Here is an 18,629-nt window from a genome sequence, read left to right as displayed (position 1 = left end):
CGAGAATAGGTCATCGCTGTCCTTCTTCCCCCAAGTCCTCCCTCTTCCGGAGTCCCCCGTGTCCGTCCATACCGTTCGTCGCGGCGACACCCTGTCGGCGCTCGCCAAGCAGTACAACACCTCCGTCGACAAGCTGGCCAAGGCCAACAACATCAAGGACGTGAACCAGATCGCGGTGGGCCAGAAGCTCAAGCTGCCCGACAGCTTCGAGCGTCCCCAGGCCCCCGGCCGCCCCTCCCAGAGCGGCGGTGACACGTTCAACAACCAGGCCCCCGCCGCCTCCTCCAGCGGCCGCGCCGGCCCCGCCCGCGATGACGACGGCCGTCAGTTCCCCACCTCCGCCGATGGCACCCCCATCTTCCGCCAGGGCGATGCCCAGTGGGGCGGCCGCGCCCTCGGCACCGGCTCCTCCATCTCCGCCGCCGGCTGCGCCATGACCTCCACCGCCATGGCCATGAGCAAGATCTCCGGCAAGGTCATCAACCCCGGTGAGCTCGACGCCCATCTCGACAAGACCGGCGGCTACTCCGGCAACGGCCTCATCTGGGGCCAGGCCGCCAAGATGGCCGGCCTGGGCGCCAGCAAGCCCGGCTGGAGCATGGACAACATCAACAAGCAGATCGACGCGGGCCGCCCCGTCGTCATCGGCGTGGACTACAAGGCCGGCTCCAACGGCGGCGCCAACGGCACCGACCACTGGGTCGCCGTCACCCACCGCAAGGGCGACACCTACTACGCCAACGACCCGGCCACCGGGAAGGAGATCGCCCTCAAGCTGCAGGGCGGCAAGCTCGTCGGCGGCCCCAGCAACTACAAGAGCACCGGCGAGCTGGTGACCTTCTCGGGCGGCAACCCCAAGCCGGGCACCGCTCCGGCCACCGGCGGCGGCACCGCCTCCGCGCCCACCAAGCCCTCGGGCGGTGGCTCCGTGAAGGGCCTGGACCTGCCCACGGGTGACCTGGAGAAGGGCGCCAAGGGCGCCGCCGTGAAGCAGCTCCAGACCGCGCTGGTGAAGCTGGGCCACATGAGCCAGGCCGAGATGAACACCGGCCCGGGCATCTTCGGCCCCAAGACCGAGGCGGCCCTCAAGGAGTTCCAGGCCGCCCACGGCGTGCCCAACACCGGCTACTACGGCCCCCTGACCCGCGCCGCCTTCAAGAAGCTCGGCGCCGACGTGGGCGGCACCTCGGGCACCGGCGGCTCCTCCGGCCCCGGCCCCGTCACGGGCCCGGGCAACGAGCCCGGCACCAAGGGCGGCGTGTCGCTCGCGCAGCTCAAGAAGATCATGCCCAACCTGTCGCAGGCCAAGGCGGAGCAGTACTTGCCCCACCTCAACAAGGCCATGGCCGAGGCCGGCATCAACACCCCCAAGCGCCAGGCCGCCTTCCTCGCGCAGCTGGCCCACGAGAGCGGTGAGTTCCGCTACATGGAGGAGATCGCCTCCGGTGCCGCCTACGAGGGCCGCAAGGACCTGGGCAACACGCAGCCCGGCGACGGCGTGCGCTTCAAGGGCCGCGGCCCCATCCAGCTCACCGGCCGCGCCAACTACCGCGCCGCGGGCAAGGCCCTGGGCATCGACCTGGAGAACAACCCCAAGCGCGCCGCCGACCCGGATGTGGGCTTCCGCACCGCCGCCTGGTTCTGGAACACCCGCAACCTGAACAGCTACGCGGACTCCGGCAACTTCAAGGAGATCACCCGCCGCATCAACGGCGGCTACAACGGGCTCGCCGATCGCCAGAAGTACTACGCGCGCGCGCTCGACGTGCTCACCTGAGAGTGAGCCTTACCTGATTCGGCACGGCGCCCCTTCCCCCCGGAAGGGGCCCCGATGACCGCGGCCAACCCCCCTCGGCCGCGGTCATTGTCTTTTCTGGGGTGTCTTCCGGGGCGCCCCGTCAGGGCTCCGGCGGTTCCTCGTGCGGATGCAGGCAGAAGGCGATGACCCAGGCCAGCACGCCGGAGAGGGCCAGCACGAGCCGGTCCACGCCATACACCCAGAAGTCGCCCGCCGGCTCGCTCAGCGCCAGGAGCAGCAGCACGAGGCCCACCATCGCCTGCACCCCGGTGAGCAGCGTCTGGGCGAGGCGGGACTTCTTCCAGGCCATGAGGGCCGAGAGCACCGGCGGCGTGAGCAGCGCCAGCACGAGCAGGGGCAGGTAGCGCGCGGGGCCGGAGAAGACCTCGTCGCTGCCCAGGCTGATGCCGTCGTCGAGCAGGGCATCGACGTAGGCGAGGAACTCCTGGTGCAGCAGCAGCACGGGCACCAGGACGTTGAGGCCCGTGAGCCCCAGTCCCGCGAAGGCGCGCGAGGAGAGAAGGGGCTCGGGGCCGCGCGCGCGGGCGAGCATCTCGGGCGTCACATCCAAGGCGTACGGGTAGCCGAGCCGCAGCAGCGTCTCCAGCGCCGCGAGCCCCACCCGGCGTCCGGAGCTGCCCGTCAGCTCACACAGCCGCTCCTCCTCCAGCAGCTCCAACAGCAGGTCCGCCCGCTCGCGCGGGGACTCGCCCGGCAGGGAGGGCGCCTCGAGCCCGGCCAGGAAGGTGTCCACCTCGTCCGGCGCCACGCCCGACAGCCGCAGCAGCTCCAGGCGCTCGCGCACCGGCACCGGCTCGAAGGCGGGCAGGGACGCGACGGGCTCGGCGCCCTCCTCGGTGGAGGCGGGCGGGGCGTGCTGGAGGCGTTGCATGGACACCCGCGAGCCTAATGCGAACCCAGACCGGGTGGCACGCGGCCAATGCCCGCGCCCCCCGCATGCCGGACGGGCGGGCAGCCGGTGCGTGAGGCACCGCCTGGAGGCCATGCGCACCGTGCGAGTCATAAGACCCTGACTCAGGACCCCTGACTCGGACGGAGCGAGGACCCCCATGGCGATGGAGCGAGCGCAGCGTTTCGTGGACGCACTGGCCAGGCTGGAGGAGAACGGCGACGTGGAGCCCCTGCTGGAGCTCTTCAGTGAGGACGCGCAGGTGAGCAACGTGGCCTCCCGGCGCACCTTCCACGGCCGCGACGGCGCTCGCGACTTCTGGCGCGAGTACAAGGGCATGCTGCGCCAGGTGAAGTCCACCTTCCGCAACATGATCGAAGCCGGAGACCGCGTGGCGCTCGAGTGGGAGTCCAGCGGCACCGCGCACAACGGCGCGGCGGTGGACTACGAGGGCGTCTCCATCCTCGAGTGGGACGGCGATCGCATCTCGCGCTTCTACGCCTACTTCGATCCGCGCGTGCTGGGCCAGGAGCTGTCCCAGGGCACCGCGCAGCGCTCGGAGGTCCCGGCCACCGCGCCGGCCTGAGCGCACCGGGTTGCCCGGCTCCCGGGAAGACGGAGCCCCACGCCCTTTTTTCCACGGCGGTGGAAGAGCTTGGCGGGGGCGCGTCCGTCATCTATCGACGTGTAACGCACCGAGACGTTGGCGCATACTGGGACGCGTTCCTTGCCTGAAGGGGAAGCGATGTCCCGCACCGCCGTTGTCCTGTTGGCCCTGCTGCTCGCCGCGCCGGCCACGCGCGCCCACGCCGCCGGGAAGAAGTCCGCCCAGCCGGCGCAGACCTCCAAGAAGTCCTCCCAGCCCCCCGAGAAGTCCGAGCCGGAGCCCGCCGCGCAGCCCCCGGCCGATGCTCCGGTGCAGCAGTCCGAGCCGGACATGGACTTCGACTTGCTCGAGCCCTCGCCGGCCGCGGAGACGCCGAAGCTGGTGGACCCCGAGCTGGAGAAGGCCATCGCCGCCCGCCGCACCATGCTCACGCTGCACCAGGGCCTAGGGCTCGCCACGCTGACGACGCTGGCCGCCACGGTGGTGGTGGGGCAGCTGCACTTCAATGATCGCTACCGCGGCGGAGGCGACACCCACCGCTTCGACGCCTGGCACACGGGCCTCGTCATCGGCTCCAGTACGCTGTTCACCAGCACGGGCCTGCTCGGCCTGTTCGCGCCCACTCCTTTCAAGAAGGAGCTGCGCCTGGACACCATCACCCTGCACAAGCTCTTCGTCTCCCTGGCCACCGCCGGCATGCTCACGCAGGTGGTGCTCGGCATCGTGACGGGAAACCACGAGGGCAAGCTGTCCCAGGTGGACCTGGTCACGGCGCACCAGGTGGTGGGGTATGCGACCCTGGGCGCCGTCGGTGCGGGCGCCCTGATGATCGTCTTCTGAATACGCAACAGGCATACGCGTTGAGACACCCGGAGGCTCTTGTCATGAAAAGCTCGTCCCTGGCCCTGCTGGCCACGTTGTTCTTGTCCACGTCCGCGCTCGCGCAGGAGGCGGCCCCCGCCCCGCGCTCGTACTCGGTGCGCGCCGCGGACAGCTCGCTGACCTACCGTCTCAAGCACAAGCTGCACGTGGTGGAGGGCACGGCGCGCCCCACCGAGGGCAAGGCGCGGCTGCTCCCCGACGGCACCCTGCAGGTGGCCGTGCGCGCCAACGTGGCCGACTTCGACTCGGGCAACTCCAACCGGGACTCCCACATGAAGGAGGCCACCGAGGAGCCGAAGTTCCCCACCATCGAGTTCAAGGGCGTGGCCTCTGGCGTGAAGGTGCCCACCACCTTCCCCTCGGAGCAGGCGGTGGCGCTCAAGGGCCAGCTCACCTTCCACGGCGTGAAGCAGGCGGTGGAGGTGCCCCTGCGGGTGGTGTTCACCTCGGCCAAGGACGTGACGGCCACGGGCAGCTTCCAGATCAGCCTGGAGGCCTTCAAGGTGGAGCGTCCCTCGCTGCTGATGGTGAAGGTGGACGACGCGCTCGACCTGGAGACGAAGTTCCAGCTTCAGGAGGCGAAGTGAGCACCAACCGCCGGGGTTTTCTCAAGGGATTGGTGGGCGCGGGAGCGGGCGCGGCGGCCACGGGCGTGGCCGGGTGCGCGCCGGATATCTCTCCCGCGCCGGTGCTGGACGCGACGAAGGACTCGAGCGGGCGCGTGGTGTTGAAGGTGAGCCGCTATCCGGACCTGGCGCGCCCAGGCGGCGCCGTCACCCTGCGCGTGGAAGGTGAGGAGCAGAACCTGCTCGTCATGCACCCGCAGGGGACCCAGTACGCCGTGGTGTCCAACACCTGCACCCACTCGGGGTGCCCGCTGGGCTTCGAGGACGGCGAGGCCATCTGCCCGTGCCACCTCTCGCGTTTCGCGCTGGACGGGAGGGTGACGCACCCGCCCGCCCGCGCGCCGCTGAGCACGTACACCTCGAGCTACGACTCGGAGGCGGACGAGCTCACCATCGACTTCGTGGCAGGCGAGGTGGGCTTCCCCGCGGTCGTCGGTGGGAAGGTCTTCTTCCCCTTCACGGACTTCCCCCAGCTGCGGACGGCGGGGGGCCGGGTGCAGGGCACTCCCCAGGGCTACGGCAAGCTCATCTTCGTCTTCGCGCTCGAGGACGGGTCGTACTCGGCGGTGGACTCCATCTGCACCCACGCGAAGTGCCCCGTGCGCTACCGGGAGGCGGAGACGGACCTGTACTGTGATTGCCACTTCTCGCGCTTCACCCGCACGGGCGAGGTGACGCAGGGCCCGGCGACGAGGCCGCTCACGAAGTTCACCGTGACGAGCGATGCCACGGGTGTCACCGTGACCATCGTGTAGCGACTTCCCCCCACTTCCCCTCTCCCCCGGAAGAGGGAGAGGGGAGAGGGGAGAACCCTAGTAGAGGCGGCTCCAGAACGAGCGCCGGGCCGAGATGTGGTCCAGCGCTTGCTGCAGCTCCTCGTCGTAGTCGGCGCGCGTGGCGATGTCCGCCATCGAGATGATGCCCACCAGCCGGTCATCCCGCTCCACCACCGGCACGCGGCGCACCTGGCGCCGGCCCATCAACGCGATGATGCCGTGGATGTCCTCGTCCGGCGTCACCACCTCCACGTCGTCCGTCATGATGTCCCGGGCGTGCAGGGTGTCCGGCGGCCGTCCCTCGGCCAGCGTGCGGATGACCAGGTCGCGGTCCGTGATGAGGCCCCGCAGCCGTCCCTGCTTGTCCACCACCGGGACCACGCCGCAGTCCTCGTCCTTCATGATGCGCGCCACCTCGCGCAGGCTGCTGTCCAGCTGCGCGCTCTTCACGGTGCGCGTCATGATCTCCCGCGCGTTCAGCGGCTCGCGCTTCCAGCGGCCCCGGCGCTGGCCCTCCCCGCGCGGCGCCGGCTGGCCCATGCCCATCAGCCCCGCGTACACCTCGCCCGTGCCCTCGCGCTGCTCCGCCCCGGGACGGTCCTCCTGCACGCGCTCCTCGCGCCAGCGCTGCCCGGGGCCACCGCGCAGCTCGCGGCCCCGCGGCTCGCCCCGCATCTCGCGCCCGCCCCGGTCCTCGTAGGGGGCACTCCCGCCCGGCTCCTGCCCGGTGCCGGAGCGCTCGAACGGGCGGTACTCGCGGGGCGGATGGTTGTCCTCCAGCGTGTGGTAGCGCTCCTGCTCGCCCAGCAGCGGCCCCGAGCCCATGCCCGCGGCGTCCTCGGCGTTGCGATCATCCCGGCCATAGGGGCCATGGGGAACGCCGGAGGGGCGCCCCGGACGCTCGACGGGACGGCCCCGGCCCCAGTGCAGGAGGCCGCGGCGCTGGGGGCCCCGCTCGAAGCGGGTGTCGTCCTCGGGGGGCGGCATGCCCTCCTCGGTGCGCGGCTGGGCCATGCGCAGCTGGGCGGCGCGGTGGAAGCGGCCCTCGCGCACCTCGGGTGGCTCGTCACGCTCGGTGCTCCAGCCGGTGACATCGGACTCGGAGCGCTCGCGCGAGCCCGGTGGGGCCTCCGCGGCGCGGCGCTCGCGCTCTCCGGGGGTACCGTTGGGCGGCGAGCCGCGCGGGGTGTCCCGGCCATCATCGGTGTGCCTCTGGGCCATGGGGATGCGTCCTCCTGTAGGTGTGTGCCGCGGGAGGCTCGGCACGCACCCGGCATCCTCCAAGGGCCCCCGGGGGCACGGCGCGCCGGGCTGTCCGCCCCCGGGCATGCGCCCCCTCCCCGAGTGCCCGTCTCCGGACACCCGCGTTGCCCCGCGGGACAGGCTTCCCCTACGGCGTGGCGAGCGCCTCGCCCAGGCGCACGAGGCCCCCGAAGTCCTCCAGCTCGCCCCCGGCCTCGGGAGCGGCCACCGCCACGGCGCCCGCGGGCAGCTTCTCCGCGAGCCGCTCCAGCACGCCGCGGTGGGCCTCGGCGCGCGCCCGCTCCAGGTCGGCCAGGCGGATGAGCGCCTCCACCCCGTCGCGCGCGGCGCCCGCGTCCTCCACGTGCCGCAGCAGCGCCTCGGGCGACGTCATCCCGTCCTCGCGCGCCCAGCTGCGGTTGAGCACGAAGCCCGCGAAGGGCAGCCCCTTCTCGCGCAGCATGTCCCGGAAGAAGGCCGCCTCCTGCAGCGAGGCCCCCTCCGGCGACGTCACCAGCAGGAAGGCCGCGTCCGGCGACGTCAGCCGCGAGCGCAGCCGGTCCGCCCTCAGCCGGATGCCCGCGAACAGCCCGCTGAAGGCCCCCATGAAGGTCTTCATCTCCTGGGTGAAGCTCTCGCCGAAGATGCTCCCCAGCACGTTGCCCACCAGCTGCGACGTCTTGCGCCACAGCCGCCCCCCGCGTCCCTTCTCCTCCGGCAGGAAGACGGAGACGATGCGGTCGTCCAGGAAGCGCGCCAGCCGTCCCGGCGCCTCCAGGAAGTCCAGCGCGTGGCGGCTCGGTGGCGTGTCCAGGACGATGAGCTCGTAGCGGCCCTCGTCCAGGAAGTTGTCCAGCGCCTCGGCCGCCGCGTACTCCTGCATGCCCGCCACCAGGTCCGACAGGAAGCGGTAGAGGCGGTTCTCCAGGATGGTGCGCGCCGCCTCGGGCGTGGGCGACAGCCGCCGCACGAAGCGCTCGAAGACGACGCGGGGATCCAACATCCACACGTCCAGCCGGCCCGCGCCGGGCTCCTGGCCCGCGAAGAGGCGCTCGGGGGCGATGGGGGTGGGCTCCGCGCCGCCCTCGGACAGGCCCATGGCCTCGGCGAGCCGCCGCGCGGGGTCGATGGTGAGCACCAGCACCTTGCGGCCCGCGCGCGCCGCCGCCACGCCGAGCGCCGCCGCCGTCGTCGTCTTCCCCACGCCGCCCGCGCCACACAGCACGAGGACTCGCTTCTCCCGCAGCAGGGACTGGAGGCTCTGGCTCATGAGGGGGCTCCGGCGCGCTCGGCCTTGGGCGGAGCCGCGAGATGGACGGTGAGACGGGCGAGGTGCACGGCGAGCCGCTCCACCAGCTCCGGGCCCGCGCCGGGCAGCTCGGGCACGGTGAGCAGCGGGGCCGGGAGGTTGCCCGCCAGCCGGGCCTGGGCCTCGCGGGCGCGGTCCAGCCGCCCCAGCGCGCGCTGCCCCCGGTGCGGCCCGTGCTCGTCGAGCAGCCGCTCCACCGCGGCGCGCCCGTCTGGCGAGAAGGGGTTGTCCGGCATTCGGTTGAGCACCCCCGCGGCGATGGGGATGCGGTGGCGCTGGATGGCGGTGGCCAGCTCCAGCGTCTCGCTCACCGGCAGCGGCTCGGGTAGGGTGGCGAGCAGGGCCCCGGTGAGCCGCGGATCCCTCAGCAGCGCCAGTCCCTCGCGCACCGAGCGGCCGATCGGCCCCCCGGGCATGACGGACAGCAGCGCGTCCGGCAGCGCGGCGATGGCCAGCGCATGGCCGGTGGCCGGCAGATCCAGGATGCACAGCGGGTAGAGGGGGCTGCCATCCGGGCGCGTGCGGCGCACGAAGTGGAGCATCTGGAAGAGGACGCCCATCTCCCGGAGCGCGGGGGCGGCCTCGAGGAAGCGGCGCAGGGCGCGGGTGCGCATGGCGGCCTCGGCCATGACACGCAGCGGCAAGACGTCCTGCAGGAAGAGGCGTTGGCCCTCCATGGCGGACAGGCGCACGAAGGACAGGCCCGGGGCGACTTCCCGGACACCGGTGCCGGAGACACTTGGGGCACCCACCAGCGCGCCCAGGGTGGAGGGGCTGTCCTGCTCCTCGGAGCCCACCTCCACCTCGGCCAGCAGCACCCGCTTGCCCGCGGCCACCGCGGCGCGTGCCAGGGCCGCCGCGAGCGTCGTCTTGCCCACCCCCCCCTTGCCCGAGACGAGCAGCGCCCTCCGTTCCCACAGTGCGTCGAGCAAGGCCGTCGCCCCTCCCAAGGTGTCGTACGAGGAAGGCAGTCATAACGACCGTTGCCCGGGACGACAAGGGAAGCCACCGGGTGGGAGTCACCCGGCGGGCACGCCCGAGCGTCCGCTGGACGTCACTGCACCGGCCAGGGGACTGGCCCCTACTGCACGGGCCAGCGGGCGGCGATCTCCTCGCACGCGCGCTGCACGTCGCACAGCCGGCGCACCCGGGCCTTGGGCGGCAGGAACTCCTTGCCGGCGAACACGTCCACCACGCGCACCAGCTTCGTGTCGATGGGGCCGAGCGCCGCCAGGTGCTGCTCGGCGAAGGCCTGCAGCAGCGTGGAGATGTACTGCCCGGAGCGCTCGTCCAGCGGGTGGTGCTTGGAGAAATACAGCTTCATCACCCCGACCTTGTTGTTGCCGTTCCGGTCCACCGACTGCAGCACCACCTGGGGGAAGACGCGGATGGCCACGCCGGCCATGTGCAGCACGGGCGGCTCGTGGCCCACCTCGCTGGCCACCACGCCCTGCAGCCCCAGGCGCGGGTGCAGCTTGCGGTAGTGCTCCATGGCCTCGATGCACAGCCGGGCGCGCTGCGTGTCGAAGTCGTCGGCGAAGACGCTGGTGGCCAGCCGGTGCTGGTGCTGGCGCAGGAGGGCCTCGTCCTGGCCGCGGCACAGGAAGTCGGTGATGGCGTGGGCGGCCTCGGGGTAGCGCAGGTACTGCGGATCCGGCGGGTGCTTCTGCGCCTCGATGAGCCGCTTGCGGAGCGCGGGCGTCGCCGTGAGGTAGCGGCCCAGCTTGTTCACCGAGACGTGAGGTGACTCCGTAAGTCCGTTCATGAAGTGCCTCCCTGAGAAGTCGTGATGTGAAGACATTAACGGATGGGTCTGACATGTCCGGGGAGCGGGAGTGCGAGGGAAAAGGGCCGTCCCTTGCGGTGGAAAAGGCGCGTGGACATGGGTTGGGAAGGGGCGTGGTCATGAACGAAGCACCCATGCAGACGCCCACCTCGCCGCCCGTGCTGCTGGAGGCCGGAGCGGCGGTGGGTGAGACGGCCCGGCAGCTGAAGCGGCTGGGGCTGGGGGACCACGTCTGCCTCGTGTACGAGCGGCCCGAGGAGCAGGTGGTGGCGATGGTGCCCTATGTGCGGCAGGGGCTCGAGCGGGGCGAGCGCTGCGTGTACGTGGTGGACGAGCACAGCGTGGACGACGTGGCCGCGGTGCTGGAGGCGCACGGGGTGGAGGTGGAGCGGGAGCGGGCGCGGGGGGCGCTCGTCTTTCTCACCCAGCGCGAGGTCTTCCTGCGCGGGGGGCGGTTCGAGCCGGAGGCGATGGTGGACTACTTCCGGCGGGTGGAGCAGGAGTCCCTGGCGGCAGGCTTCACGGGGGTGTGCGCGACGGGGGAGATGAGCTGGGCGCTGGGGCCGGAGCCGAGCCGCCAGGAGCTCATCCGTTACGAGTCGCTGCTCAACCATTTCCTGCCGGGCAGCCATGCGATGGCCAACTGCCAGTACAACCGCAAGCGCTTCTCGCCCGAGGTCATCCACGACGTGCTGCGCACGCACCCGCGGGTCATCCTCGGGGACGAGGTGCACGAGAACCTCTTCTACGAGACGCCGGAGATGTTGCTGGGGCAGGAGTCGGAGGCGGGGCGGGTGGAGTGGATGGTGCGGCAGCTGAGGCGGGTGAGGGAGGCCGAGCGCAAGCTGGTGCTGCTGGGAATCCGGCTGTCGGAGCAGGCGGTGGAGAACGGGAGGCTGTACGAGGAGGCGCGCGAGGCGGTGCGGGCGCGGGACGAGTTCCTCTCGGTGGCGTCGCACGAGCTGAAGACGCCGCTGACGCCGCTGCGGCTGAGGCTGCAGGGGTTGAGGCGGGAGGTGGAGGGGAGCGAGGGGGAGGCGGTGCCGCGCGAGCGCGTGGTGATGGTGGCGCGGGGAGCGGAGCAGCAGTTGCGCAAGCTGACGGCGCTGGTGGAGGCGCTGCTGGACGTGTCGAGGCTGACGCAGGGGCGGCTGGCGCTGACGTGTGAGGAGTTGGATTTGGTGGAGGTGGTGCGGGAGGTGGTGGAGCGGTTCGCGCAGCAGGCGGCGAAGGCGGGCAGCGCGGTGGAGGTGGTGGCGGAGGGGAGGGTGGTGGGGAGGTGGGACCGGCTGAGGCTGGAGCAGGTGATGACGAACCTGCTGTCCAACGCGCTGAAGTACGGGGCGGGGAAGCCGGTGCACGTGGCGGTGCGGGGGGAGCCGGAGCGGGCGGTGCTGGTGGTGCGGGACGAGGGCATCGGCATCGAGCCGGAGCACCTGGAGCGCATCTTCGGCAAGTTCGAGCGGGCGGTGTCGGGGCGCCACTACGGAGGGCTGGGACTGGGGCTCTACATCACGAGGCAGATCGTCCAGGCGCTGGAGGGCACCATCGAGGTGGAGAGCGAGCTGGGACACGGCTCCACGTTCCGCGTGGTGTTGCCGCGCCGCACTCCCTCGCCCTCCGGGAGAGGGCTGGGGTGAGGGTATGCGTCACCTGGGTTGGCTCCGTGAGGCAGGGCGCACGAACAGGCGCCGCACGGCACGGTTCTGCTACGACCCGTTCTCCATGCGAGTCAAAAGAATCGTCGCCAACGTGGTGAGCCCGGCACCAGCGGCAGCCGCCCGCTTCTACAAGGACATCCTCGGTCTCGAGATCCTCATGGACATGGGATGGATCGCGACCTACGGGTCCGAAGAGGAGATGCAGGTGCAGATCAGTTTCATCTCGGAAGGAGGCTCGGGTGCCCCGGCGCCAGACTTGTCGATCGAGGTGGACGATCTGGAAGCGGTGCTGCGCCGGGTGAAGAAGGCGAAGATCCCCGTGGAGTACGGCCCGGTCGACGAGCCTTGGGGCGTGCGCCGGTTCTTCGTGCGCGATCCATTCGGCAAGTTGGTGAACATCCTCGTTCACGGCTGAATCGGGGTCGGCCGCCGCGGCTCCAGCGAACCCCGTCCGTCAGCCCTTGGGCGCCGGCTGCTGCCCGTACGTCTTGAACTTCTCGAGGACGCGGGCCATCTCCGCCGCGTCGAGCAGCACGGGCTCGCCCACCTGCAGCGCGCGCCAGTACATGGCCGCCAGCGTCTCCACCTCCACCGCCAGCTTGAAGGCTCCCGCCAGGTCCTTGCCCAACGCCAGCATCCCGTGGTTCGCCAGCAGGCACGCCTTGCGCCCCTCCAGCGCCTCCACCGCGTGGCTCGACAGCTCCTCCGTGCCGAACGTCGCGTACGGCGCGCACCGGATGTCCTCGCCCCCCGCCGCCGTCACCATGTAGTGGAACGACGGAATCCCCCGCCGCAGGCACGCCAGGCTCGTGCAGAACATCGAGTGCGCGTGCAGCACCGCACCCACCTCGGGCCGCCGCACCAGGATGTCCCGGTGGATGCGCCACTCGGACGACGGCGCGCGCCGCCCCTCGTGGCTCCCATCCATGCGCATCAGGACGAGGTCCTCCGGCACCAGCGTGTCGTAGTCCATCCCCGTCGGCGTCAGCAGGAAGCCGTCCTCCACCCGCTGGCTCAGGTTGCCGCTCGTCCCCTGGTTCAGCCCCGACGCGTTCATCCGCCGCGCCGTGAGAATCATCGCCTCGCGCAGCGCCAGGTGCCCCACCGTGCTCACGTCCCCGTCCCTCGCAGCGCCCGCCGCTCGGGGAAGAGCGACAGCAGGCCCTCGGGCGTGGCCGCGCACACCCCGCGCTCCGTGACGAGCGCCGTCACCAGCCGCGCCGGCGTCACGTCGAAGCCGTAGTTGGCCACCGGGCTCCCCTCCGGCGTCACCCGCACCGTCACCACCTCGCCCGAGGGCAGCCGCCCGCTCAGGTCCGTCACCTCGCGCCCATCGCGCTGCTCGATGGGGATGTCCTTCACCCCGTCCTCCAGCGTCCAGTCGATGGTGGGCGAGGGCAGCGCCACGTAGAAGGGCACCCCGTTGTCCTTCGCCGCCAGCGCCTTGAGGTACGTGCCAATCTTGTTCGCCACGTCGCCCCGCGCCGTGGTGCGGTCCGTGCCCACGATGCACAAGTCCACCTGCCCATGCTGCATCAGGTGCCCGCCCATGTTGTCCACGATGACGGTGTGCGGCACCCCGTGCTGCCCCAACTCCCACGCCGTCAGGCCCGCGCCCTGGTTGCGCGGCCGCGTCTCGTCCACCCAGACGTGCACCGGAATGCCCTTGTCATGCGCCTGGTAGATGGGCGAGAGCGCCGTGCCCCAGTCCACCGTGGCCAGCCAGCCCGCGTTGCAGTGGGTCAGCACGTTCACCCGGCCCTGGCGGCCCTTGCGCTCCCACGCCGACTCGATGAGCCCCAGCCCGTGCTTGCCGATGGCGTGGTTGATGGCCACGTCCTCGTCAGCGATGGCCAGCGCGCGCTGGTACGCCGCCGCCACCCGCTGCGCCGGGGCCAGGGGCTTCAGCGTCTGGCGCATCTCGTCGAGCGCCCAGCGCAGGTTCACCGCCGTGGGCCGCGTGGCCTGCAGCAGCGCGCACGTGCGCTCGAGCGCCCCGTCCGAGGCGTCCACGCGCAGCCCCAGGCACACCCCGTAGGCCGCCACCGCGCCGATGAGCGGCGCCCCGCGCACCTGCATGGAGCGGATGGAGTGCGCGGCCTCCTCCAGCGTCGTGAGCCGCAGCGTCACGAAGGCGTGCGGCAGGTGCGTCTGATCGATGATTCCCACCGACCAGCCGTCGGCTTCGACCCAGACGCTGCGCATCGGCTTTCCGTGGACCTTCATGAGGCGGTGTCTCCTGGCGAGGGGATGTCCGGGGGGGACAGGATAGTAGAACCCATACCCTCACCCCGACCCTCTCCCAGAGGGAGAGGGAGGAGGGGGACAGGCACTTTCCTGGAAACAGGGAGAGGGTGGGTGCTAGCGCTTCAGGACCCGGCCGGCCACGGCCTCGAGCCGCTGGAGGACGGCGGGATCGCGCGCCTCGGGGGCGGTGATGAGGGCATGGTCGAGCGCCGTCTGGCAGCCGTGGCGGCACGGGCCCGCGTGCTTGCCCAGCAGCGGCACCACGTTCTTCACCAGCCCGCGCGCCTTGCCCGCGTTGGCCGTCAGCACGGCGATGACCTGGTCCACCGTGACGGCGTCATGGCCCGGGTGCCAGCAGTCGAAGTCCGTCACCATGGCCACCGACGCGTAGCAGAGCTCCGCCTCGCGGGCGAGCTTGGCCTCGGGCATGTTCGTCATGCCGATCACGCTGCAGCCCCAGCTCCGGTACAGCTCGCTCTCGGCGAGCGTGGAGAACTGCGGCCCCTCCATCACCAGGTACGTGCCGCCGCGCTTCGCCGGGATGTCCAGCCCCTGCATGGCGCTCATCACCGCGTCGCCCAGGCGCGTGCACACCGGCTTCGCCATGGACACGTGCGCCACGCAGCCCGTGCCGAAGAAGCTCTTCGTGCGCGCGAAGGTGCGATCGATGAACTGGTCCACCACCACGAAGGTGCCCGGAGGCAGGTCCTCGCGCAGGCTGCCCACCGCCGACACCGAGAGGATGTCCGTCACCCCCACCCGCTTGAGCGCGTCGATGTTGGCGCGGAAGTTGATCTCCGACGGCGACAGCTTGTGGCCCCGGCCATGGCGCGGCAGGAACACCACCGGCGTGCCCTGAAGCGTGCCGAAGCACAGCTCGTCCGAGGGTTCTCCGAAGGCAGAGGACACCTTGCGCCAGGTGACATCCTGCAGGCCATCGATCTGGTAGAGGCCGCTGCCTCCGATGATGCCGATAACGGGCGGGGACGGGTGCGCCATGGGGAGCTCCGGGGGGGACGGCAGGGACAGGCCCCCACTCTTCCCGCCGTGCTCCGTGGAGGCAACAGGAAGATGGGCCCCCGGGCCGCTCACCCGGTGTGGCGCTGGGAATTCAGGCCGAAGTGCTCGCGTACGCGCTGGGCCGCCTCGTGCTGCCCGTCCTCGTCCAGCCGCGCGGCCGCCCACCCGGCTGCCTCGCCCTGCTTCGCGGTGATGAGGTAGGGCATCGTCGTGGGCCGCAGGTAGTACACGACGCTCACCGCCAGCCGCACCACCGGCGACTGGATGATGTAGGCGGCGCCCAGCCGCACCTGCTTCAGCCGCGCGTCATGCCGTTTCAGCCACTCGGCCTGCAGGTGGTACTGGTGCGTCTGGCCGATTCCCGTCATCCCGCTCGAGTCGAAGATGACGGCGTGGCGCCCGTCCCGCTCCAGGTAGCCCGTCACCCGCTCGAGGTAGGCCTGCACCTGCGCGGTGGTGGGCACGCCCAGGAACCTCACGACGAGCAGGGGCCAGAGTGCGTCGTCCACCTCGACGCCGTCGATGGAGGTGTGTGGATTCATCGGACTCACTCTGGAAACCCCCGGGGCGAGCCGCCCCATGCCGGGGCAGGTTCGCTCCCCAGCACAGCATACGGAACCGGAGCAAAAAATTCTTCCTAGGGAAGAATCCGAGGCGTCAACGGAACCGCGAGGCGGGGAAGCGGGCGAGCGGAGGAGACGTCAGCTCGCGGGGACGGCGTACTGGGCGCGGATGCGCGTGGCGGCCTGGGAGAGGCCCACTTCCTGGAAGCGCTCGGCGGCCCAGGCGGCCGCGGGCGACATGGTGGCGGTGATGACGAAGGGCGTGGTCATCCGCGACACGTGGCGGATGACGCTCACCATCATCTGCACCGCAGGCGTCTGGGCGATGTACGCCGTGCCCAGCATCCACCGGCGCAGCGACGCCTCGTGCTCGCGCAGCCAGTCGGTGTAGCGCTGGCGCAGGCACACCGCCGGCATGAGCACCTCGCGCGCGTCGACGATGCACACGTGCGGCTCACCCCGCGCCAGGTACGCCGTGCGCTCCGCCAGGTACGCGTCCAACTCCTGCATCGTGGAGCTCGGACCCAGCTTCACCACCAATAGCGGCCACAGGCGTCCATCCACCGTGATGGGTGACACCGTGTCGCTGGGGAGCGCGAAGGAGATGGGGAAGGCCAGAGGCATTCCATCCTGAGGGGTGTTGGAGTGAAAGCGGAGCAAGGGTGGGTGGATGTACCGCAATTCGGGAGGAAAGTTGAGTGGAATGCGATGGTAATGGAGGCTCACTTCAGCCGCGCGCGCACGCGGCCAGGAGGCTGAGATGAACTTACGGTGCCAATCATGTGGGGCGGATCTCGTGGTGGCGGAAGAATTGCGCACGACGGTATGCCCCTACTGCGCGGCGCCGTCGGTGGTGGAGCGGCCGCCGAGCGTGGACCGGCCCGCGCCCACCTTCGCGCTGGGCTTCGCGATGACGCAGCCGTCGGCGGCGGAGAAGGTGAAGCACTGGCTGCGCACGCGCCATCCGTGGAGCCACTCGGGGCTCAAGAAGGCGCCCTTGCAGGACGTGCGGGGCATCTACGTGCCGGCGTACCTCTACAGCGCGCTGGCGCAGACGGAGTACAGCGCCTCCATCGGGGAGAACTACACCGAGACGGAGACGTACACGACGACGGAGAACGGCAAGACGGTCACCCGGACGCGCACGGTGACGAAGACGGAGTGGCGCTCGCTGGAGGGCTCGCATGCCGAGTACGTGCCGGACGTGCTGGTGACGGCCTCGCGCGGGCTGTCCAACGTGGAACTGGAGCACCTCGAGCCCTTCGACTTGCGGATGCTGGCGCGCTACGAGCCGGCGCTGGTGGCGGGGTGGGTGGCGGAGGAGCCGTCGCTCTCGCGCGAGGAGTGCCTGAAGATGGCGCGCGCGGAGGCGGTGGAGAAGGTGAAGCAGCGGGTGGGCGCCTTCATGCCGGGGGACTCGCACCGGATGCAGCACGTGGAGACGCGGCTGAGCGCGGAGTCGCTGGAGGTGTGCCTGGTGCCCGTCTGGGTGCTGGCGGCGCGCTATGACGCGGAGAAGCCGCCGCTGCGGGTGGTGGTGAACGGGCAGTCGGGCGAGGTGCACGGCGACGTGCCCATCTCCTGGGTGAAGGTGGTGCTGACGGTGCTGGCCGTGGTGGCGCTGGGGCTGGGCGTGTACCTGTGGATGAACCAGGGAGGCCGCTCATGAGCGCGGTGGTGACGGGGTGCGAGCGGTGCGGGAGCGCGCTGGAGGTGGGGGATTTGCGCTGCCCCATCTGCGCGCTGTCGGTGGCCGAGCCGCGTGAGCGGGGCGTGCTGCTGGAGAAGGTGCAGGCGAAGGTGGTGCGGTGCGTGACGTGCGGCGCGTCGCTGGAGTACTCGGCGGAGGTGAAGGCGCCGCGGTGTGCCTTCTGCGCCTCGGTGATGCAGGTGGAGACGATGGCGGATCCACTGGAGCAGGCGGAGGCCTTCCTGCCCTTCACGGTGGACGAGGCGGCGGCGCGCGAGGCGCTGGGGCGCTTCCTCGGGGAGAAGCGCTTCTTCCGGCCGTCGGACCTGGCGGCGTCGGCGGCGCTGCAGTCGCTGCGGCCCATGTGGTGGCCGGCGTGGGGCTTCACCGCGGGGGCGCGGGTGAGCTGGACGGCGGACTCGAACGCGGGGAGCAGGCGCTCGGCCTGGGCGCCGCACTCGGGCCAGGAGGCGATGAGCTTCGAGAACATTCTGGTGTCCGCGTCGCGAGGGCTGACGGAGCGCGAGTGCGAGAAGCTGGCGGAGCACTACCAGCTGGGCACGCAGGAGCAGGCGCCGCGCGGGCCGGAGGACGCGCAGGTGGAGCGCTTCGACGTGACACGCTCGGGGGCGCGCAAGCAGATATTGGCGGCGGTGGAGGCGCTGGCGGCCGAGGAGATGAAGCACGAGCACGTACCGGGCAGCAGCGTGCGCAACCTGCACGTGGCGGTGGTGCTCTCCAGCCTGGAGACGAAGCGCTACGCGCTGCCGGCGTACGTGCTGGCCTACCAGTACCGGGGCAAGGTGTACCGGGTGGTGGTGCACGGGCAGGACGCGGGCGTGGTGCTGGGCGACGCGCCGCTGTCCTGGGCGAAGGTGGTGCTGGTGGTGGGCGCCGTGTTGCTGGTGCTGGCGCTGCTGGTGCTCGTCTTCACGAACTGAGCGGCTCGCCGTGCGCGGCCCGCTCCCAGGGGGCTCCGGCGGCCGCCGCGACGGGCCGCAGGCCGAAGTGCTGGCGCACCCGCACCGAGGGCTGCAGCAGGCCCACGTCGCTGAAGCGCTCGGCCGCCCACTCACCGGCGGCCCGGGCGTGGGACACGAAGGTGTAGGGGGGCAGGGGCCCCAGCTGGACGACGATGTTGAGCGACAGCCGGGCGAGCGTCGACGTCACCACGAAGGCCACGCCCAGCACCTTCTCGCGGATCAGCGCCTCGTGCTCGCGGCACCACTCCACCTGCCGCCGGCAATGCGCGAGCGGGATGGACTGGGCGACGTTGGTGTCGGCGAGGATGAGGCATGGCCCCGGCCGCCGCAGGGACTTCTCCAGCTTCGCGAGGTACTCCTCGTACTGCGCCGGGGTGTGCTCCCCCACGAACTTCAGGTGCAGCAGCGGCCACAGCGTGTCCTCGAAGAGAATCATCGCCGTCACCTCCTCGTGAGGGCTGGGAAAAACCCCACAACCCGGATTATGTGGCCCGATCGGAAGGCGCGCCGGGGAGAAGGGGAGCAAGCG

Annotated in this window: 20 protein-coding genes; 9 read left to right on the top strand and 11 right to left on the bottom strand. The window is 71.2% G+C overall.

The genetic code is table 11. The features are described from left to right. The first annotated feature begins 58 nt into the window (after positions 1–58). Positions 59–1,777: a LysM peptidoglycan-binding domain-containing protein gene (locus NR798_RS46330; protein ID WP_375769047.1), complete on the top strand. Its 1,719-nt coding sequence runs from the start codon at positions 59–61 to the stop codon at positions 1,775–1,777. A 121-nt stretch (positions 1,778–1,898) separates the two neighbouring features. On the opposite strand, the gene NR798_RS46325 is transcribed toward NR798_RS46330, so the two are convergent. Next, positions 1,899–2,690, bottom strand: coding sequence for a hypothetical protein (locus NR798_RS46325; RefSeq protein ID WP_375769046.1), 792 nt, complete (start codon positions 2,688–2,690; stop codon positions 1,899–1,901). Positions 2,691–2,868: 178 nt separating this feature from the next. Between NR798_RS46325 and NR798_RS46320 the strand changes: the two genes are divergently transcribed. The 4 genes from NR798_RS46320 to NR798_RS46305 all read left to right on the top strand — a co-directional run bounded on the left by NR798_RS46320 (position 2,869) and on the right by NR798_RS46305 (position 5,578). Then, the gene (locus NR798_RS46320) at positions 2,869–3,294 is read left to right on the top strand and encodes a nuclear transport factor 2 family protein (protein ID WP_375769045.1); all 426 of its coding nucleotides are present in this window, start codon (positions 2,869–2,871) and stop codon (positions 3,292–3,294) included. 159 nt (positions 3,295–3,453) lie between these two features. Continuing rightward, positions 3,454–4,155 carry a hypothetical protein gene (locus tag NR798_RS46315; protein ID WP_375769044.1) on the top strand — a complete coding sequence of 234 codons (702 nt, stop codon included), beginning with the start codon at positions 3,454–3,456 and terminating at the stop codon, positions 4,153–4,155. Positions 4,156–4,199: 44 nt separating this feature from the next. Next, the gene (locus NR798_RS46310) at positions 4,200–4,784 is read left to right on the top strand and encodes a YceI family protein (RefSeq protein WP_375769043.1); all 585 of its coding nucleotides are present in this window, start codon (positions 4,200–4,202) and stop codon (positions 4,782–4,784) included. Continuing rightward, positions 4,781–5,578, top strand: a complete 798-nt coding sequence (locus NR798_RS46305; protein WP_375769042.1) for a Rieske 2Fe-2S domain-containing protein — start codon at positions 4,781–4,783, stop codon at positions 5,576–5,578. The genes NR798_RS46310 and NR798_RS46305 overlap by 4 nt, the downstream gene beginning before the upstream one ends. A 57-nt stretch (positions 5,579–5,635) precedes the next feature. Here the strand turns inward: NR798_RS46305 and NR798_RS46300 are convergent, their stop codons facing one another. The 4 genes from NR798_RS46300 to NR798_RS46285 form a co-directional block, all read right to left on the bottom strand. Then, complete coding sequence (locus tag NR798_RS46300; protein WP_375769041.1) at positions 5,636–6,820, bottom strand: CBS domain-containing protein; 1,185 nt, start codon at positions 6,818–6,820, stop codon at positions 5,636–5,638. A gap of 169 nt (positions 6,821–6,989) precedes the next feature. After that, positions 6,990–8,111, bottom strand: a complete 1,122-nt coding sequence (locus NR798_RS46295) for an ArsA family ATPase (RefSeq protein WP_375769040.1) — start codon at positions 8,109–8,111, stop codon at positions 6,990–6,992. After that, positions 8,108–9,082 (bottom strand): ArsA-related P-loop ATPase, encoded by a 975-nt coding sequence (locus tag NR798_RS46290; RefSeq protein WP_375769039.1) that lies wholly within the window; start codon positions 9,080–9,082, stop codon positions 8,108–8,110. Before NR798_RS46290 ends, NR798_RS46295 begins: the two co-directional genes overlap by 4 nt. Positions 9,083–9,231: 149 nt before the next feature. Continuing rightward, a complete protein-coding gene (locus tag NR798_RS46285) occupies positions 9,232–9,915 on the bottom strand; it encodes a hypothetical protein (RefSeq protein WP_375769038.1) in 684 nt (227 codons plus the stop codon). 140 nt (positions 9,916–10,055) lie between these two features. On the opposite strand from NR798_RS46285, the gene NR798_RS46280 reads away from it, so the two are divergent. Together NR798_RS46280 and NR798_RS46275 are read left to right on the top strand one after the other, a co-directional pair. Beyond that, a complete protein-coding gene (locus tag NR798_RS46280; protein WP_375769037.1) occupies positions 10,056–11,576 on the top strand; it encodes an MEDS domain-containing protein in 1,521 nt (506 codons plus the stop codon). A gap of 85 nt (positions 11,577–11,661) precedes the next feature. Next, positions 11,662–12,012: a VOC family protein gene (locus tag NR798_RS46275; RefSeq protein ID WP_375769036.1), complete on the top strand. Its 351-nt coding sequence runs from the start codon at positions 11,662–11,664 to the stop codon at positions 12,010–12,012. A 39-nt stretch (positions 12,013–12,051) separates the two neighbouring features. Here NR798_RS46275 and NR798_RS46270 read toward each other — a convergent pair whose 3' ends face one another. The 5 genes from NR798_RS46270 to NR798_RS46250 all read right to left on the bottom strand — a co-directional run bounded on the left by NR798_RS46270 (position 12,052) and on the right by NR798_RS46250 (position 16,051). Beyond that, positions 12,052–12,675, bottom strand: a complete 624-nt coding sequence (locus tag NR798_RS46270) for a class II aldolase/adducin family protein (RefSeq protein ID WP_375773927.1) — start codon at positions 12,673–12,675, stop codon at positions 12,052–12,054. A gap of 32 nt (positions 12,676–12,707) precedes the next feature. Further along, the gene (gene mtnA / locus NR798_RS46265; protein WP_375769035.1) at positions 12,708–13,823 is read right to left on the bottom strand and encodes an S-methyl-5-thioribose-1-phosphate isomerase; all 1,116 of its coding nucleotides are present in this window, start codon (positions 13,821–13,823) and stop codon (positions 12,708–12,710) included. A gap of 135 nt (positions 13,824–13,958) precedes the next feature. Beyond that, positions 13,959–14,843: an S-methyl-5'-thioadenosine phosphorylase gene (locus tag NR798_RS46260; RefSeq protein WP_375769034.1), complete on the bottom strand. Its 885-nt coding sequence runs from the start codon at positions 14,841–14,843 to the stop codon at positions 13,959–13,961. 89 nt (positions 14,844–14,932) lie between these two features. Beyond that, the gene (locus NR798_RS46255) at positions 14,933–15,406 is read right to left on the bottom strand and encodes a hypothetical protein (protein ID WP_375769033.1); all 474 of its coding nucleotides are present in this window, start codon (positions 15,404–15,406) and stop codon (positions 14,933–14,935) included. A 159-nt stretch (positions 15,407–15,565) separates the two neighbouring features. Further along, positions 15,566–16,051 (bottom strand): hypothetical protein, encoded by a 486-nt coding sequence (locus tag NR798_RS46250; RefSeq protein WP_375769032.1) that lies wholly within the window; start codon positions 16,049–16,051, stop codon positions 15,566–15,568. A 187-nt stretch (positions 16,052–16,238) separates the two neighbouring features. Here NR798_RS46250 and NR798_RS46245 point away from each other — a divergent pair, with 187 nt between their 5' ends. Continuing rightward, entirely contained in the window at positions 16,239–17,096 is an 858-nt protein-coding gene (locus tag NR798_RS46245; RefSeq protein WP_375769031.1) for a hypothetical protein, read from the top strand. Continuing rightward, entirely contained in the window at positions 17,093–18,058 is a 966-nt protein-coding gene (locus NR798_RS46240) for a zinc ribbon domain-containing protein (RefSeq protein WP_375769030.1), read from the top strand. Before NR798_RS46245 ends, NR798_RS46240 begins: the two co-directional genes overlap by 4 nt. On the opposite strand, the gene NR798_RS46235 is transcribed toward NR798_RS46240, so the two are convergent. Further along, the gene (locus NR798_RS46235; RefSeq protein ID WP_375769029.1) at positions 18,048–18,536 is read right to left on the bottom strand and encodes a hypothetical protein; all 489 of its coding nucleotides are present in this window, start codon (positions 18,534–18,536) and stop codon (positions 18,048–18,050) included. The genes NR798_RS46240 and NR798_RS46235 overlap by 11 nt on opposite strands. Positions 18,537–18,629: the final 93 nt, after the last annotated feature.

This window comes from Archangium gephyra, from assembly GCF_042230915.1.
GTDB lineage: Bacteria > Myxococcota > Myxococcia > Myxococcales > Myxococcaceae > Archangium > Archangium gephyra_B.
The sequence above is the reverse complement of the archived record's forward strand: the minus strand, read 5'-3'. Positions and strand labels throughout refer to the sequence as shown.

Excerpts from the sequence above, each read along its gene's own strand:
- mtnA (WP_375769035.1), bottom strand. The coding sequence starts at position 13,823 with ATGAAGGTCCACGGAAAGCCGATGCGCAGCGTCTGGGTCGAAGCCGAC.
- NR798_RS46250 (WP_375769032.1), bottom strand. The coding sequence starts at position 16,051 with ATGCCTCTGGCCTTCCCCATCTCCTTCGCGCTCCCCAGCGACACGGTG.
- NR798_RS46240 (WP_375769030.1), top strand. The coding sequence starts at position 17,093 with ATGAGCGCGGTGGTGACGGGGTGCGAGCGGTGCGGGAGCGCGCTGGAG.
- NR798_RS46300 (WP_375769041.1), bottom strand. The coding sequence starts at position 6,820 with ATGGCCCAGAGGCACACCGATGATGGCCGGGACACCCCGCGCGGCTCG.
- NR798_RS46235 (WP_375769029.1), bottom strand. The coding sequence starts at position 18,536 with ATGATTCTCTTCGAGGACACGCTGTGGCCGCTGCTGCACCTGAAGTTC.
- NR798_RS46320 (WP_375769045.1), top strand. The coding sequence starts at position 2,869 with ATGGCGATGGAGCGAGCGCAGCGTTTCGTGGACGCACTGGCCAGGCTG.
- NR798_RS46285 (WP_375769038.1), bottom strand. The coding sequence starts at position 9,915 with ATGAACGGACTTACGGAGTCACCTCACGTCTCGGTGAACAAGCTGGGC.
- NR798_RS46260 (WP_375769034.1), bottom strand. The coding sequence starts at position 14,843 with ATGGCGCACCCGTCCCCGCCCGTTATCGGCATCATCGGAGGCAGCGGC.
- NR798_RS46275 (WP_375769036.1), top strand. The coding sequence starts at position 11,662 with ATGCGAGTCAAAAGAATCGTCGCCAACGTGGTGAGCCCGGCACCAGCG.
- NR798_RS46325 (WP_375769046.1), bottom strand. The coding sequence starts at position 2,690 with ATGCAACGCCTCCAGCACGCCCCGCCCGCCTCCACCGAGGAGGGCGCC.
- NR798_RS46310 (WP_375769043.1), top strand. The coding sequence starts at position 4,200 with ATGAAAAGCTCGTCCCTGGCCCTGCTGGCCACGTTGTTCTTGTCCACG.
- NR798_RS46315 (WP_375769044.1), top strand. The coding sequence starts at position 3,454 with ATGTCCCGCACCGCCGTTGTCCTGTTGGCCCTGCTGCTCGCCGCGCCG.
- NR798_RS46280 (WP_375769037.1), top strand. The coding sequence starts at position 10,056 with ATGAACGAAGCACCCATGCAGACGCCCACCTCGCCGCCCGTGCTGCTG.
- NR798_RS46270 (WP_375773927.1), bottom strand. The coding sequence starts at position 12,675 with ATGATTCTCACGGCGCGGCGGATGAACGCGTCGGGGCTGAACCAGGGG.
- NR798_RS46295 (WP_375769040.1), bottom strand. The coding sequence starts at position 8,111 with ATGAGCCAGAGCCTCCAGTCCCTGCTGCGGGAGAAGCGAGTCCTCGTG.
- NR798_RS46255 (WP_375769033.1), bottom strand. The coding sequence starts at position 15,406 with ATGAATCCACACACCTCCATCGACGGCGTCGAGGTGGACGACGCACTC.